13 protein-coding genes are annotated in these 16,112 nt (G+C 58.9%); all 13 read left to right on the forward strand.

Features of this window, described 5'->3' with window-relative positions; all coding sequences use genetic code 11:
* Positions 1 to 3: 3 nt before the first annotated feature.
* The 13 genes from uppS to BW686_RS16425 all read left to right on the forward strand — a co-directional run bounded on the left by uppS (position 4) and on the right by BW686_RS16425 (position 16,082).
* Positions 4 to 759, forward strand: coding sequence for a polyprenyl diphosphate synthase (gene uppS / locus BW686_RS16365; RefSeq protein WP_084918629.1), 756 nt, complete (start codon positions 4 to 6; stop codon positions 757 to 759).
* The gene (locus tag BW686_RS16370; RefSeq protein WP_084918630.1) at positions 759 to 1,574 is read left to right on the forward strand and encodes a phosphatidate cytidylyltransferase; all 816 of its coding nucleotides are present in this window, start codon (positions 759 to 761) and stop codon (positions 1,572 to 1,574) included. Before uppS ends, BW686_RS16370 begins: the two co-directional genes overlap by 1 nt.
* On the forward strand, positions 1,571 to 2,761 hold the full coding sequence (gene ispC / locus BW686_RS16375; protein WP_084918631.1) for a 1-deoxy-D-xylulose-5-phosphate reductoisomerase: 1,191 nt from the start codon (positions 1,571 to 1,573) through the stop codon (positions 2,759 to 2,761). The genes BW686_RS16370 and ispC overlap by 4 nt, the downstream gene beginning before the upstream one ends.
* A 114-nt stretch (positions 2,762 to 2,875) precedes the next feature.
* Positions 2,876 to 4,228 carry a sigma E protease regulator RseP gene (rseP, locus tag BW686_RS16380; protein WP_084918632.1) on the forward strand — a complete coding sequence of 451 codons (1,353 nt, stop codon included), beginning with the start codon at positions 2,876 to 2,878 and terminating at the stop codon, positions 4,226 to 4,228.
* Between the two features lie 74 nt (positions 4,229 to 4,302).
* On the forward strand, positions 4,303 to 6,678 hold the full coding sequence (gene bamA, locus BW686_RS16385) for an outer membrane protein assembly factor BamA (RefSeq protein ID WP_084918633.1): 2,376 nt from the start codon (positions 4,303 to 4,305) through the stop codon (positions 6,676 to 6,678).
* 45 nt (positions 6,679 to 6,723) lie between these two features.
* Positions 6,724 to 7,227, forward strand: coding sequence for an OmpH family outer membrane protein (locus BW686_RS16390; protein ID WP_003314303.1), 504 nt, complete (start codon positions 6,724 to 6,726; stop codon positions 7,225 to 7,227).
* Between the two features lie 2 nt (positions 7,228 to 7,229).
* A complete protein-coding gene (gene lpxD, locus BW686_RS16395) occupies positions 7,230 to 8,285 on the forward strand; it encodes a UDP-3-O-(3-hydroxymyristoyl)glucosamine N-acyltransferase (RefSeq protein ID WP_084918634.1) in 1,056 nt (351 codons plus the stop codon).
* A 109-nt stretch (positions 8,286 to 8,394) separates the two neighbouring features.
* The gene (gene fabZ / locus BW686_RS16400; RefSeq protein ID WP_002554719.1) at positions 8,395 to 8,835 is read left to right on the forward strand and encodes a 3-hydroxyacyl-ACP dehydratase FabZ; all 441 of its coding nucleotides are present in this window, start codon (positions 8,395 to 8,397) and stop codon (positions 8,833 to 8,835) included.
* Positions 8,832 to 9,608 carry an acyl-ACP--UDP-N-acetylglucosamine O-acyltransferase gene (gene lpxA / locus BW686_RS16405; protein ID WP_084918635.1) on the forward strand — a complete coding sequence of 259 codons (777 nt, stop codon included), beginning with the start codon at positions 8,832 to 8,834 and terminating at the stop codon, positions 9,606 to 9,608. The genes fabZ and lpxA overlap by 4 nt, the downstream gene beginning before the upstream one ends.
* A gap of 2 nt (positions 9,609 to 9,610) precedes the next feature.
* Positions 9,611 to 10,753 (forward strand): lipid-A-disaccharide synthase, encoded by a 1,143-nt coding sequence (gene lpxB, locus BW686_RS16410; RefSeq protein WP_084918636.1) that lies wholly within the window; start codon positions 9,611 to 9,613, stop codon positions 10,751 to 10,753.
* An 11-nt stretch (positions 10,754 to 10,764) separates the two neighbouring features.
* Positions 10,765 to 11,418 carry a ribonuclease HII gene (gene rnhB, locus BW686_RS16415; protein ID WP_084918725.1) on the forward strand — a complete coding sequence of 218 codons (654 nt, stop codon included), beginning with the start codon at positions 10,765 to 10,767 and terminating at the stop codon, positions 11,416 to 11,418.
* A gap of 66 nt (positions 11,419 to 11,484) precedes the next feature.
* Positions 11,485 to 15,006: a DNA polymerase III subunit alpha gene (gene dnaE, locus BW686_RS16420; RefSeq protein ID WP_084918637.1), complete on the forward strand. Its 3,522-nt coding sequence runs from the start codon at positions 11,485 to 11,487 to the stop codon at positions 15,004 to 15,006.
* A gap of 128 nt (positions 15,007 to 15,134) precedes the next feature.
* Positions 15,135 to 16,082 carry an acetyl-CoA carboxylase carboxyltransferase subunit alpha gene (locus BW686_RS16425; protein WP_084918638.1) on the forward strand — a complete coding sequence of 316 codons (948 nt, stop codon included), beginning with the start codon at positions 15,135 to 15,137 and terminating at the stop codon, positions 16,080 to 16,082.
* The last annotated feature ends 30 nt before the right edge of the window (positions 16,083 to 16,112 follow it).

Below are 16,112 nucleotides of genomic sequence, written 5' to 3' on the forward strand. Positions count from 1 at the left end.
TTCATGGAAAAGATAAAACCGGCCGTGCCATCATCGGTACCGCGTCATGTCGCGATTATCATGGACGGTAACAATCGCTGGGCCAAGAAGCGCCTTTTGCCAGGTGTCGCCGGTCATAAGGCCGGCGTTGACGCTGTGCGGGCTGTTATCGAAGTCTGTGCCGAAGCCAAGGTCGAAGTGCTGACCCTTTTCGCGTTCTCCAGTGAAAACTGGCAGCGGCCGGCCGAAGAGGTCGGTGCGTTGATGGAGCTGTTTTTCACGGCCTTGCGCCGTGAAACCAAGCGCCTGAACGAAAACGAGATCAGCTTGCGGATCATTGGCGACCGTTCGCGTTTTCATCCTGAGCTTCAGGCTGCAATGCGCGAAGCGGAAGCGCGGACCTCCGGCAACAACCGCTTTGTGTTACAGATCGCTGCCAATTACGGTGGGCAGTGGGACATTGCACAGGCTGCCCAGCGGCTGGCGCGCGAGGTTCAGGCCGGGCATCTGCAACCGGAGGACATCACCCCCGACCTGTTGCAGACCTGTCTGGCGACCGGCGACCTGCCGTTGCCAGACCTGTGCATTCGCACCGGCGGTGAGCATCGCATCAGTAACTTTCTGCTTTGGCAGCTGGCCTACGCCGAGCTGTACTTCTCCGACCTGTTCTGGCCGGACTTCAAACACGATGCCATGCGCGCTGCGCTGGCAGATTTCGCTTCTCGCCAACGTCGCTTCGGTAGAACCAGCGAACAGGTAGAAGCTGGAGCCCGGGCTTAATGCTGAAACAACGGATTATCACGGCACTCATTCTGTTGCCGATTGCACTGTGTGGCTTTTTCCTGCTGACCGGCATGTATTTCGCCCTGTTCATCGGAGGCGTCGTGGTGCTGGGCGCCTGGGAGTGGGCGCGACTGGCGGGGTTCGCCTCTCAGTCGATGCGCATAGGCTATGCCGCGCTGGTCGCCGTTCTGCTGTTTTTCATGTACCTGCTGCCGGGGCTTGAGCCTTGGGTGCTTGTCGCTGCAGTCATCTGGTGGGGCGTGGCGACCTATCTGGTCCTCACTTACCCTGATTCCAGCAATCACTGGGCGAGTGCAGCCTGCAAGCTGGTGATCGGTCTGCTGGTCCTGCTGCCTGCCTGGCAAGGGCTGGTGCTGATCAAGCAGTGGCCGCTGGGCAACTGGCTGATTCTGGCCGTGATGGTGCTGGTCTGGGCGGCTGACATCGGCGCTTATTTTTCCGGCAAGGCCTTCGGCAAGCGCAAGCTGGCACCCAAGGTGAGCCCGGGCAAAAGCTGGGAAGGGGTATATGGCGGTCTGGTGGTGAGTCTGGGTATTACTGCCGCCGTGGGTATTTCCCGCGACTGGACGGTCATTCAGTTTATCGCCGGGTTGCTGGGGGCTGCCGTGATCGTGTTCATTTCCGTGATCGGCGATCTCACCGAAAGCATGTTCAAGCGCCAGTCCGGGATCAAGGACAGCAGCAATCTGCTGCCTGGACACGGCGGCGTGCTGGATCGCATAGACAGCCTCACCGCTGCCATTCCCGTATTCGCCGTCCTGCTGTGGGCTGCTGAATGGGGTGTCATGTGAGTGGTCCGCAACAGATCACCATTCTGGGTGCGACCGGTTCCATTGGTCTGAGTACGCTGGATGTGGTTGCTCGTCATCCGTCCCTCTATCAGGTGTTTGCGCTCACCGGCTTCAGCCGGTTGGCCGAGTTGTTCGGGCTGTGCATCAAGCACACGCCGCAGTACGCCGTGGTGCCCGATCAGCTAGTCGCCCGTAAATTGCAGGACGACCTGGCCGCGGCCGGGCTTGATACGCGCGTGCTGGTTGGCGAGAGCGGCTTGTGTGAAGTGGCGGCGCATCCGCGGGTCGATGCGGTGATGGCGGCCATCGTCGGTGCTGCCGGTTTGCGTCCGACGCTGGCGGCGGTAGAGGCGGGCAAGAAGGTATTGCTGGCCAACAAGGAAGCACTGGTGATGTCCGGTGCCCTGTTCATGCAGGCTGTACGCCAGAACGGTGCGGTGCTGCTGCCTATCGACAGTGAACACAACGCTATTTTTCAATGCCTGCCGGGCGATTTTGCTCGTGGTCTGGGCGCTGTCGGCGTTCGGCGCATCATGCTGACAGCGTCAGGTGGACCTTTTCGCGAGACCCCGCTGGAGCAGTTGCAGGACGTGACGCCAGCACAGGCCTGTGCCCATCCTGTCTGGTCGATGGGGCGCAAGATTTCAGTGGACTCGGCCACCATGATGAACAAAGGGCTGGAACTGATTGAGGCCTGTTGGCTGTTCGATGCCCGGCCTGATCAGATCGAGGTGGTGATCCACCCCCAGAGCGTGATCCACTCGCTGGTCGACTACGTGGATGGCTCGGTGCTGGCTCAGTTGGGCAATCCCGACATGCGTACGCCAATCGCCAATGCGCTGGCCTGGCCTGCACGTGTAGACTCTGGCGTCGCACCGCTGGACCTGTTTCGCATCGGTCAGCTGGATTTTCAGGCCCCTGATGAAGGTCGTTTTCCCTGTCTCAGGCTGGCGCGTCAGGCCGCCGAGGCGGGTGGCAGTGCGCCTGCCATGCTCAATGCGGCCAATGAAGTGGCGGTTGCGGCATTCCTTGACGGGCGTATCCGTTACCCGGAAATCGCCGGTATGATCGAGGAGGTTCTGAATCAGGAACCTGTGACGGCGGTCGAAGAGCTCGACGCGGTGTTTGCGGCAGATGCCAAGGCACGTCTGTTGGCGGGCCGCTGGCTCGAACGAAACGGGCAATGACCGTCGGGCAATACCTGAAAGTGAACGCGAGGGTTGATGTGGTGCGTCAAGGGCAGGCCCCAGGGCTGCGATGATTAACACACTGGCCGACCAGTCGGTACCCGGAGAAATCTGATGAGCGCTTTATACATGATTCTCGGCACCCTGATTGCCTTGGGCGTGCTGGTGACATTTCACGAATTCGGCCACTTCTGGGTGGCTCGGCGCTGTGGCGTCAAGGTGCTGCGCTTTTCAGTAGGCTTCGGCACGCCGCTGCTGCGCTGGCATGACCGTCAGGGAACCGAATACGTCGTGGCTGCGATTCCTCTGGGCGGCTACGTGAAGATGCTCGACGAGCGTGAAGGCAATGTTCCGCCAGAACTGGCCGATCAGTCGTTCAATCGCAAGACAGTGGGGCAGCGTATCGCGATCGTGATCGCTGGGCCGACGGCCAACTTCATTCTGGCCATCGCCTTTTTCTGGGTGCTGGCGATGATGGGCAGCGAACAGGTTCGCCCGGTCATCGGGGCTGTCGAGTCTGGAAGCATCGCGCAGCAGGCCGGCCTGACCGCCGGGCAGGAAATTGTTGCAGTGGATGGCGAGCCGACATCGGGTTGGGCGGGCGTCAATCTGCAACTGGTCCGTCGTCTGGGTGAAAGCGGCACCATTGCCTTGAAAGTCAGGGATCAGGGCTCGACGGTCGATACCTCTCGCGAGCTGGTGCTGAACGACTGGCTGAGAGGCGCTGAAGAGCCTGACCCGATCAAGTCGCTGGGCATTCGTCCGTGGCGTCCGGCCTTGCTGCCGGTGCTGGCAGAAATTGATCCGAAAGGCCCGGCCCAGAGTGCCGGGCTCAAAACCGGTGATCGTCTGGTGTCGATGGACGGTCAGCCGCTCGATGAGTGGCAACAGGTGGTTGATCGGGTGCGCGAGCGTCCCGAGGCGAACGTCTCACTGCGTATCGAGCGTGACGGCGTCCAGATGGACGTCCCCGTGACCCTTGCTGCCAAAGGTGAAGGCAAGGCGGCCGCCGGTTATCTGGGGGCTGGCGTAAAAGCTGTCGAATGGCCACCGGAAATGCTGCGCGAGGTCAGCTACGGTCCTTTCGCGGCGATGGCCGAGGGCGTGAAGCGCACCTGGAGCATGAGTGTGCTGACTCTGGACTCGCTCAAGAAAATGTTGTTCGGCGAGCTCTCGGTAAAAAACTTGAGTGGACCGATAACCATTGCTAAAGTGGCGGGCGCTTCGGCCCAGTCGGGCATCGGAGATTTTCTGAACTTCCTCGCTTATCTGAGTATTAGCCTGGGGGTTCTGAATCTGCTGCCCATTCCCGTCCTGGACGGGGGGCATTTGCTGTTTTATCTGATCGAGTGGGCGCGTGGTCGTCCCCTTTCGGAAAAGGTTCAAGGTTGGGGTGCGCAGATCGGTATCAGTCTGGTAGTGGGCGTCATGTTGCTCGCGCTGGTCAACGATCTGGGCCGACTGTGAAGCGTTGCCGAGTTGCGAATCTGCCGCATTTTGCGGCAGTTTGTTTATTGCCAGTTGGAATAAGAAAGGACTTCATGAAACGTCTGCTGCTAACTGCGGTTCTTTCCGCACTGATGATCGCTGAAGTTCACGCCGAGTCCTTCACCATCTCCGATATCCGTGTCAACGGCCTGCAGCGGGTATCCGCCGGCAGTGTCTTTGGCGCGTTGCCGCTGAACGTAGGCGAGCAGGCGGATGACGGTCGCTTGGTGGAGGCTACCCGTTCGTTGTTCAAAACCGGTTTCTTTCAAGATATCCAGCTGGGTCGCGATGGCAACGTACTCGTCATCAGCGTCGTCGAGCGCCCGTCTGTTGCGAGCATCGAAATTGAAGGTAACAAGGCCATCTCCACCGAGGACCTGATGAAAGGGCTTAAACAGTCCGGTCTGGCCGAAGGTGAAATTTTCCAGCGTGCGACCCTCGAAGGTGTGCGTAACGAACTGCAACGCCAATACGTTGCCCAGGGTCGTTACTCCGCCGAGGTCGACGCCGAGGTTGTTCCTCAACCGCGTAACCGCGTCGGTCTGAAGATCAACATCAACGAAGGAACGGTTGCGTCCATCCAGCACATCAACGTGGTGGGCAACACGGTTTTCTCTGACGAAGACCTGACCGACCTGTTCGAACTCAAGACCAGCAACTGGCTGTCGTTCTTCAAGAACGATGACAAGTACGCTCGTGAAAAGCTTTCGGGTGACCTTGAGCGTCTGCGCTCGTACTACCTTGATCGCGGCTATATCAACATGGATATCGCCTCGACCCAGGTGTCGATCACACCTGACAAGAAGAACGTGTACATCACGGTCAACATCAATGAAGGCGAGAAATACAGCGTCAAGTCGGTCAAGCTGAGCGGCGACCTGAAGGTGCCTGAAGATCAGGTCAAATCCCTGCTGCTGGTTCAGCCGGGTCAGGTGTTCTCGCGCAAGGTCATGACCACGACGTCCGAGCTGATCACCCGCCGTCTGGGTAACGAAGGCTACACCTTCGCCAACGTCAACGGCGTGCCGACCCCGAACAACGAAGATCACACGGTCGATATCACTTTTGTGGTCGATCCCGGCAAGCGTGCCTATGTCAACCGCATCAACTATCGCGGCAACACCAAGTCGGAAGACGAAGTGCTGCGTCGCGAAATGCGTCAGATGGAAGGCGGCTGGGCTTCAACCTACCTGATCGACCAGTCCAAGACGCGTCTGGACCGTCTGGGCTTCTTCAAGGAAGTGAACGTCGAAACGCCGCCTGTTCCGGGCACCGACGATCAGGTTGATGTGAACTACGCCGTTGAAGAACAGGCCTCCGGCTCGATCACCGCCAGCGTCGGCTTTGCGCAGAGCGCCGGTCTGATTCTGGGTGGTTCGATCAGCCAGAACAACTTCCTGGGTACGGGCAACAAGGTCAGCATCGGCTTGACCCGCAGTGAATACCAGAGCCGTTACAACTTCAGCTACGTCGATCCGTACTACACGCCGGACGGTGTCAGCCTGGGTTACAACGCGTTCTACCGCACCACCAACTACGACGACCTCGACGTTGATGTTGCAAGCTATGCAGTTGACAGCCTGGGTGCCGGTATCAACCTCGGCTACCCGATCAGCGAAACCTCGCGCCTGACGTACGGCCTGACCGTGCAGCAGGATGAGATCAAGACCGGCCGTTACACTGTCGATGAGATCTTTGACTTCGTTAACCGCGAAGGCGACAAGTACCTGAACTTCAAAGGCTCTGTGGGCTGGTCTGAGTCGACGCTGAACAAAGGCGTCCTGGCCACCCGTGGTCATTCGCAAAGCCTGGTGTTCGAATCCACCTTGCCGGGCAGTGACCTGTCGTTCTTCAAGCTGGATTACCGCGCTCAGTACTTCCACCCGATCACCGACAACTACACCCTGCGTCTGCACACCGAGCTGGGTTACGGCGACGGTTATGGTTCGACCTCGGGTCTGCCGTTCTACGAGAACTACTATGCCGGCGGTTTCAACTCGGTTCGTGGCTTCAAGGACAGCACGCTTGGTCCTCGCAGTACGCCAAGCCGGGGTATAAACCCGGGAACTCAGGAGGACCCGGATCAGGATCCACTGCCGTTCGGCGGCAACGCCCTCGTACAGGGTGGCGTAGAAGTGATGTTCCCGCTGCCGTTCGTCAAGGATCAGCGTTCGCTGCGTACGTCCGTGTTCTGGGACGTCGGCAACGTGTTTAACACCAAGTGCGATTCCAGCAAGACATCTGCAAGCGGCAAGAAAGTCGAGTGCAACGACATCGACCTGTCCGGCATGGCCAGCTCTGTGGGTATCGGTGTCACCTGGATCACGGCCCTCGGTCCGTTGAGCTTCGCCTTGGCAATGCCGATCAAGAAGCCGGACGACGAAGCCGAAACGCAGGTCTTCCAATTCTCCCTGGGTCAGACTTTCTAAGCGTCTGATCTTTGATAACGCAACGAATTTTGTAGGAGTTGTATTGTGCGTAAGTTGACTCAATTGGTAATGCTGGCCACCGTACTGGTCGCCAGCCCTGCATTCGCTGACATGAAGATCGCTGTACTGAACTATCAGATGGCCCTGCTGGAATCCGACGCTGCCAAGCGTTACGCAGTGGATGCCGAGAAGAAGTTCGGCCCGCAGCTCACCAAGCTGAAAAGCCTGGAAAGCAGTGCCAAAGGTATTCAGGACCGTCTGGTCAGTGGTGGCGACAAGATGGCTCAGCCTGAGCGTGAGCGTCTGGAGCTTGAATTCAAGCAAAAGGCTCGCGACTTCCAGTTCCAGTCCAAGGAGCTGAACGAAGCCAAGGCTGTTGCTGACCGTGAAATGCTCAAGCAACTCAAGCCGAAGCTGGATCAGGCCGTTGAAGAAGTCATCAAGAAAGGCGGCTTCGACCTGGTGTTCGAGCGCGGTGCCGTGATTGACGTCAAACCTCAGTATGACGTGACTCGCCAGGTCATCGAGCGCATGAACCAGCTGAAGTAACCATGAGCATACCCATCAAGCTCGGCCAGTTGGCCGAGTTCCTTGGCGCTACGCTACGTGGCGACAAGGACAAGGAAATCACCGGGCTGGCCGCTCTAGAAGAGGCCGGCCCTGGTCAGATCAGCTTCCTGGCAAAATCTCAATACCGTAAACACCTGGTCGATACCCAGGCCTCTGCTGTGCTGCTAAAGCCCTCAGATGCCGATGGTTACACCGGTGATGCGCTATTTGTCCCGGACCCTTATCTTGCTTGTGCGCGTATCTCGCATTTTTTCGACCCCAAGCCTAAAAGCAGCGCAGGTGTTCATCCGACAGCCGTGATTGCCGAGGATGCGCAGGTTGATCCTGCGGCCAGCATCGGCGCTTTTGCTGTGATCGAGAGCGGTGCCCGTATCGCGGCCAATGTCACCATCGGTGCGCATTGCTTCATTGGTGCCCGTAGCGAAATCGCTGAAGGTGGCTGGCTGGCGCCGCGTGTGACGCTCTACCACGACGTGCGCATCGGCAAGCGTGTGGTCATTCAGTCAGGCGCGGTGCTGGGCGGCGAAGGCTTTGGCTTTGCCAACGAAAAGGGTGTCTGGCAGAAGTTTGCACAAATCGGTGGCGTTACCCTGGGTGACGACGTCGAGATAGGCGTCAATACCACGATCGATCGTGGCGCGCTTTCTGATACGCGAATTGGCAATGGCGTGAAACTGGACAACCAGATTCACATTGCCCACAACGTGCAGATCGGCGACCACACGGCAATGGCTGCCTGTGTCGGCATCTCCGGAAGCACCAGAATCGGCAAGCACTGTATGTTGGCCGGCGGTGTCGGGCTGGTGGGGCATATCGACATCTGTGATGGCGTTTACATCACCGGCATGACCATGGTCACGCATTCCATTACCGAGCCGGGTTCCTACTCGTCGGGTACGGCGATGCAGCCAACTGCCGAATGGCGCAAGAGTGCAACTCGTCTGCGCAAGATCGATGACATGGCGCGACGTCTGCAAAAGCTTGAAAAGGCCTTGGAGACGGTGACCCGCGCCGATAATCGCTCATCTGATGGCTGATACCTTTTTAATATCAAGCGTGCTCAGTCGATAAACTGCCTCCTTGATGTAGAGGGGTGCTGCGCAGTCGCGACGCACTCCTAATCTTTACTACAGGCTTCCCCTCGAAATGATGGACATCAAAGAAATTCGCGAATATCTGCCTCATCGTTACCCGTTCCTGCTGGTGGATCGAGTGACCGAGCTGGATATCGAGAACAAGAACATTCGCGCCTACAAGAATGTCAGCGTCAACGAGCCTTTTTTCAACGGTCACTTCCCTGAGCATCCCATCATGCCGGGTGTGTTGATCATCGAAGCGATGGCGCAGGCGGCCGGTATTCTTGCGTTCAAGATGCTCGATTCCAAGCCGTCGGACGGCACGCTGTATTATTTCGTGGGCTCGGACAAACTGCGCTTCCGTCAACCGGTTCTCCCGGGCGACCAGCTGGTTCTTGAAGCGAAGTTCCTGAGCAGCAAACGCCAGATCTGGAAGTTCGAATGCAAGGCTACAGTTGATGGCAAGGCAGTATGCTCTGCTGAAATCATCTGTGCGGAACGTAAACTATGAGTTTGATTGACTCTCGCGCAATCATCGATCCGACGGCCGTTCTGGCCGACAACGTTGAAGTCGGCCCTTGGTCGATCATCGGAGCCGGTGTGGAAATTGGCGAGGGTACAGTCGTCGGTCCTCATGTTGTGCTCAAAGGGCCAACAAAGATCGGCAAGCACAATCGCATCTACCAGTTTTCGTCGGTGGGCGAGGACACGCCTGATCTGAAGTACAAGGGTGAAGAAACCCGTCTGGTCATCGGCGACCACAACGTGATTCGTGAAGGCGTGACGATTCACCGTGGCACTGTCCAGGATCGCGCCGAAACCACGTTGGGTGATCACAACCTGATCATGGCCTATGCACACATCGGTCATGACAGCGTGATCGGCAATCATGTGATTCTGGTCAACAACACCGCGCTGGCAGGCCATGTTCACGTTGACGACTGGGCGATTCTCTCCGGTTTCACCCTCGTGCATCAGTTCTGCCACATCGGTGCGCACAGCTTTTCCGGTATGGGCACGGCCATCGGCAAGGACGTTCCGGCGTTCGTGACGGTCTTTGGCAACCCGGCCGAAGCGCGTAGCATGAACTTCGAGGGCATGCGCCGCCGCGGTTTCTCGGAAGAAGCCATCCATGCGCTGCGCAGGGCCTACAAGACGGTTTATCGTCAGGGGCTGACCATCGGTCAGGCGCTCGATGAGCTGGCTGGGCCAGCGGCACAGTTTCCTGAAGTCGCTGTGTTCATGCAGTCCATTCAGACGTCGACCCGCGGCATCATTCGCTAACCATGACCAGTCCATTGCTTGTCGCACTGGTTGCCGGCGAAGCCTCCGGCGATATCCTCGGGTCGGGCCTTATGCGTGCCCTCAAGGCGCGCCATCCCGATGTCCGGTTCATCGGCGTGGGTGGTCCGTTGATGGAGGCCGAAGGCATGCAGTCCTGTTTCCCGATGGAGCGTCTGTCGGTGATGGGGCTTGTCGAGGTGCTGGGGCGGCTGCGCGAATTGCTGGCCCGGCGCAAGCTGCTGGTCAAGACCCTGATCGATGAAAGGCCGGACGTCTTCATCGGTATCGACGCGCCTGACTTCACGCTCAATATCGAACTTCAGTTACGCCGCGCCGGCATCAAAACGGTGCATTACGTCAGCCCTTCAGTCTGGGCCTGGCGCCAGAAGCGTGTGCTGAAGATTCGCGAAGGTTGCGACCTGATGCTCACCTTGCTGCCCTTCGAAGCCCGTTTTTACGAAGAGAAGGGCGTGCCGGTGAAGTTTGTCGGTCACCCGTTGGCAGACACCATTCCACTTGAGTCTGATCGCGTCGCGGCTCGTGCCAGGTTGAACCTGCCTGCGGAAGGCCCGGTTGTCGCGTTGATGCCTGGCAGTCGGGGCGGCGAAGTCGGTCGACTGGGCGGCCTGTTTTTCGATGCTGCCGAGCGCATGCTGGCCCAACGGCCCGGTCTGCGGTTCGTGCTGCCGTGTGCCAGCCCGCAACGACGTACTCAGGTCGAAGAACTGTTGCGCAGCCGTCATTTGCCCGTCACCTTGCTCGACGGGCAGTCTCATGTCGCGCTGGCGGCCTGCGACGCGGTGCTTATAGCCTCCGGTACCGCAACGCTGGAAGCCTTGCTGTACAAGCGGCCGATGGTCGTCGCCTATCGCATGGCGCCGTTGACCTTCTGGGTCCTCAAGCGGCTGGTCAAAAGCCCTTACGTCTCCTTGCCGAATCTGTTGGCTCAGCGTTTGCTGGTGCCGGAGCTGCTTCAGGACGACGCCACGCCTGAGGCGTTGGCCGACACGCTGTTGCCGCTCATCGAAGACGGCCACGCGCAAACCGCAGGCTTTGACGATATTCACCGGATTCTGCGCCGCGATGCCTCCAATCAGGCGGCCGATGCGGTATTGAATCTGCTCGGCCAGTCACCTTCACTGTGAGTTCGCCCATCATGCAAACAGGTCTGGATTTCACCCTCGTCGAGGATCTGGTGGCAGGCGTTGACGAAGTCGGCCGCGGCCCGCTGTGCGGTGCAGTGGTCACGGCGGCCGTCATTCTTGACCCGGCCAGACCCATTCTCGGGCTTAATGACTCGAAGAAACTGACCGAAGCCAGGCGTGAAAAGCTGTTTGTCGAGATTCAGGAAAAAGCCCTGTGCTGGTTTATCGCCCGGGCCGAGGTCGAAGAAATCGATCAACTGAACATTTTGCATGCCACGATGCTGGCGATGAAACGCGCCGTCGAAGGCTTGAGCATCACGCCGAAGCTGGCCCTGATCGACGGCAATCGCTGCCCGCAATTGTCAGTGCCTGCTGCGCCGGTGGTGAAAGGTGATTCCAAGGTGCCTGCCATCGCAGCCGCCTCGATTCTGGCCAAGGTGAGCCGGGATCGGGAAATGGCAGCTCTTGAGCATGTCTATCCGGGTTATGGCATCGGCGGGCACAAGGGTTATCCTACCGCGATGCATCTGGAAGCATTGGCCCGCCTCGGACCTACACCCATCCATCGACGTTCCTTCGGGCCGGTGCGAGCGGCCCATGAGGCGCGCGCGGCCATCATGCTCGACGGATCGATCCCGCTGCCGGTCGGTTTGTTGCAGGACTGACGTTTCCGCCGGAGGCCGCTACAATCCTGCCCTTCGTTTTTTGTATTTTCGCGTTATAGGATCACCATGCCGGCTTCTTTCGTTCATCTACGCCTGCACACCGAATACTCGCTGGTTGACGGTCTGGTCCGGGTCAAACCGCTGATCAAGGCGCTGACCGGCATGAACATGCCTGCCGTGGCGGTGACCGACCAGAACAACATGTGTTCGCTGGTCAAATTCTACAAGGCCGCTCAGGGCTCCGGGATCAAGCCGATCTGTGGCGTCGACCTGTGGCTGGCCGGCCGTGATGCAGACGCCGCGCTCAGCCGTATCAGCCTGCTGGCGATGAACGCCCAGGGCTACCGCAACCTGACCGAGCTGATTTCCCGGGGGTTCATCGAAGGCCAGCGCAACGGTCAGATCGTCATCCAGCGCCAGTGGGTCGCGCAGGCCAGCGAAGGCGTGATTGCGCTCTCCGCGGCCAAAGAAGGCGAGATCGGCATGGCGCTGCTGGGTGGCAACCCCGGTGAGGCAGACGAATTGTTGCGCGAGTGGATGGAGGTGTTTCCTGACCGCTTCTACATCGAAGTGCAGCGCACCAATCGCAGCAACGATGAAGAGCATTTGCATGCCGCCGTTGCCCTGGCCGAGCGTCACGGTGCGCCGCTGGTCGCGACCAACGATGTACGCTTCATCAAGCAGGCCGACTTCGAAGCCCATGAGACCCGTGTCTGCATCGGCGAAGGCCGGGCGCTGGACGATCCGCGTCGCTCGCACAACTACAGTGATCAGCAATACCTGAAAAGCCCGGAGGAAATGGCCGAGCTGTTCAGTGATTTGCCTGAGGCGCTGGAAAACACCGTCGAGATTGCCAAGCGCTGCAACATCGACGTGAAGCTGGGCACTCACTTCTTGCCCAACTTTCCGATTCCCGATGGCATGACCATCGATGAGTATTTCCGCAAGGTCTCGTTCGACGGTCTCGAAGAGCGTCTTGCTGTCCTGTTGCCCAAGGACACCACGGAAGATTACGAAGCCAAGCGTCAGGTGTATGTCGACCGGTTGAATTTCGAGCTGGATATCATCATCCAGATGGGCTTTCCCGGTTACTTCCTGATCGTGATGGACTTCATCCAGTGGGCCAAGAGCAATGGCGTCCCGGTAGGTCCGGGCCGTGGTTCGGGTGCCGGCTCGCTGGTGGCCTATGTACAGAAAATCACCGATCTCGATCCGCTGGAATACGACCTGCTGTTCGAACGCTTCCTGAACCCGGAGCGGGTTTCGATGCCCGACTTCGACGTCGACTTCTGCATGGACGGTCGCGACCGGGTCATCGAATACGTGGCCGAGAAGTACGGTCGCAACGCCGTCAGCCAGATCATCACCTTCGGTTCGATGGCGGCAAAGGCGGTGGTGCGTGATGTGGCGCGTGTGCAGGGCAAGTCTTACGGGCTGGCTGATCGTCTGTCGAAGATGATCCCGTTCGAAGTCGGCATGACCCTTGAAAAGGCCTATGAGCAGGAAGAGATTCTCCGCGACTTCCTCAAGGTCGATGAAGAGGCTGCCGAAATCTGGGAGATGGCCCTCAAGCTTGAAGGCATCGTGCGTAACGTCGGCAAGCACGCCGGTGGTGTGGTCATCGCTCCGACCAAACTGACGGATTTTGCCCCGATCTATTGCGACGAGGCCGGTGACGGTCTGGTGACCCAGTTCGACAAGGACGATGTCGAGGCCGCGGGGCTGGTGAAGTTCGACTTCCTTGGCCTGCGGACCCTGACGATCATCGACTGGGCGCTCAAGACCATCAACCGTGACCGCGCCAAGGTCAATGAAGCGCCGCTGGACATCGCGTTCATTCCGCTCGATGACATGCCGACCTATCAGCTGCTGCAGCGGGCTGAAACCACAGCGGTGTTCCAGCTCGAGTCGCGCGGCATGAAAGAGCTGATCAAAAAGCTCAAGCCCGACTGCCTGGAAGATTTGATCGCACTGGTGGCGCTGTTCCGTCCCGGCCCTTTGCAATCGGGCATGGTTGACGACTTCATCAACCGCAAGCACGGCCGTGCGGAGCTGTCGTACCCGCACGTCGATTACCAGTATGAAGGCCTCAAGCCGGTGCTGGCTCCGACCTACGGCATTATCCTGTATCAGGAACAGGTGATGCAGATCGCGCAGGTCATGGCCGGTTACACCCTTGGCGGCGCGGACATGCTGCGTCGTGCGATGGGTAAGAAAAAGCCAGAGGAAATGGCCAAGCAGCGCGGTGGTTTCATTGACGGCTGCAAGACCAACAATATCGACGCGGATCTGGCCGGTAACATTTTCGACCTGGTGGAGAAATTCGCCGGTTACGGTTTCAACAAATCCCACTCGGCGGCCTATGGGCTGGTGTCTTATCAGACCGCCTGGCTGAAGACTCACTACCCGGCGCCGTTCATGGCGGCCGTGTTGTCGGCGGACATGCACAACACCGACAAGGTCGTGACCTTGATCGAAGAAGTGCGCACCATGAAGTTGCGCCTCGACGCACCGGACGTGAACACGTCGGAGTTCAAGTTCACGGTCAGCGACGATGGTCGCATCCTTTACGGCCTTGGTGCGATCAAGGGCGTGGGCGAGGGGCCGGTCGAAGCCATTACCGATGCGCGCCAGGACGGGCCGTTCAAGGACCTGTTCGATTTCTGCGCGCGCGTGGACCTCAAACGCGTCAACAAACGAACGCTGGACGGTCTGATCCGCAGTGGTGCGCTGGATCGTCTCGGCCCTTACTTCGAGCTGGAACCCAAGGCGTATCAGGCCAATATCGACCGCAACCGTTCGGTGTTGCTGGCGGCGCTGGAAGAGGCCATTCAGGCCGCCGAGCAGACCGCCCGCAGCCATGACAGTGGTCACGCGGACCTGTTTGGCGGGCTGTTCGTCGAGGCGGACGCCGACGTTTATGCCAATCATCGCAAGACCCGCGAACTGAGCCTCAAGGATCGTTTGCGCGGTGAAAAAGAAACCCTGGGGCTGTACCTGACCGGGCACCCGATTGATGAATACGAAGGCGAGATTCGCCGTTTTGCCCGTCAGCGGATCATTGACCTGAAACCGGCCCGAGACACTCAGACGGTGGCGGGCCTGATCATTGCCTTGCGTGTGATGAAGAACAAGAAGGGCGACAAGATGGGGTTTATCACCCTGGATGACCGCTCGGCACGTATCGAAGCGTCTCTGTTTGCCGAAGCGTTTCATTCGGCTCAGTCACTGTTGCAGACCGATGCTATGGTGGTGGTCGAGGGTGAAGTCAGTAATGATGACTTCTCCGGTGGTCTGAGATTGCGCGCCAAACGTGTCATGAGTATCGAAGATGCCCGCACCAACCTGGCGGAAAGCTTGCGAGTGACGGTGCATGCCGACGCGCTCAAAGGTGATCGGCTACGCTGGCTCGGTGATCTGTGCAAGCGCCATCGAGGTGCCTGCCCGATCACGGTGGACTACACGGGGCAGGATGCCAAAGCACTGCTGCAATTGGGAGAAGCATGGCGAATTGATCCCGCGGACAGCTTGATTCAAGCTCTGCGTGACCAGTTCGGGCGTGAGAACGTCTTTCTCCAGTATCGTTGAACGCCGCAGGCTCGACTTGCGCTCAACCCTGACTTTTAATTTCGACCTGACCGCGCCTGTTCCGAGCAGGAAAGGCGCAGACGGATCAACCGGCCGGCCTCTTGGCCGTCGACCCAAGACGGATGCCTATGAACCCGAATTTCCTTGATTTCGAACAGCCTATCGCTGACTTGCAGGCCAAAATCGAAGAACTGCGCTTGGTGGGTAACGACAACTCGCTGAACATCGGCGACGAGATCTCCCGGCTGCAAGACAAGAGCAAGACGCTTACCGAAAGCATCTTCGGCAACCTGACCAGCTGGCAGATCGCGCGCATGGCGCGTCATCCGCGTCGCCCCTACACGCTGGATTACATCGAAAACATCTTTACCGAATTCGATGAACTGCACGGTGATCGTCACTTCTCCGACGATGCAGCGATTGTCGGCGGCATCGCCCGTCTGGACAATCAGCCGGTCATGGTCATCGGCCATCAGAAAGGTCGCGAAGTGCGCGAGAAAGTGCGCCGCAACTTCGGCATGCCGCGTCCTGAGGGCTACCGCAAGGCGTGCCGCCTGATGGAAATGGCCGAGCGTTTCAAGATGCCGATCCTGACCTTCATCGACACACCGGGTGCGTACCCGGGTATCGACGCCGAAGAGCGCAACCAGAGCGAAGCAATCGCCTGGAACCTGCGCGTGATGGCTCGCCTGAAAACCCCGATCATCGCCACCGTCATCGGTGAAGGCGGTTCCGGTGGTGCGCTGGCCATTGGCGTCTGCGACCAGTTGAACATGCTTCAGTACTCGACTTACGCGGTTATCTCTCCGGAAGGCTGTGCATCGATTCTGTGGAAAACCTCGGAAAAGGCACCGGATGCGGCCGAAGCGATGGGCATCACGGCTGATCGCCTGAAAGGTCTGGGCATTGTCGACAAGGTCATCCCGGAACCTTTGGGTGGCGCGCATCGTGACCCGGTGGCCGCAGCAGGCCTGATCCGTGATGCATTGAGCAGCCAGTTGGCCATGCTCAAGGAATTCGACAACGATGCGCTGCTGGCCCGTCGTTATGATCGCCTGATGAGCTACGGTCTGTAAGCTGCGTTGCGTCGAGTCATCGCTTTCGCT

The sequence above is a fragment of the Pseudomonas syringae genome (assembly GCF_002157375.1).
GTDB lineage: Bacteria > Pseudomonadota > Gammaproteobacteria > Pseudomonadales > Pseudomonadaceae > Aquipseudomonas > Aquipseudomonas syringae_T.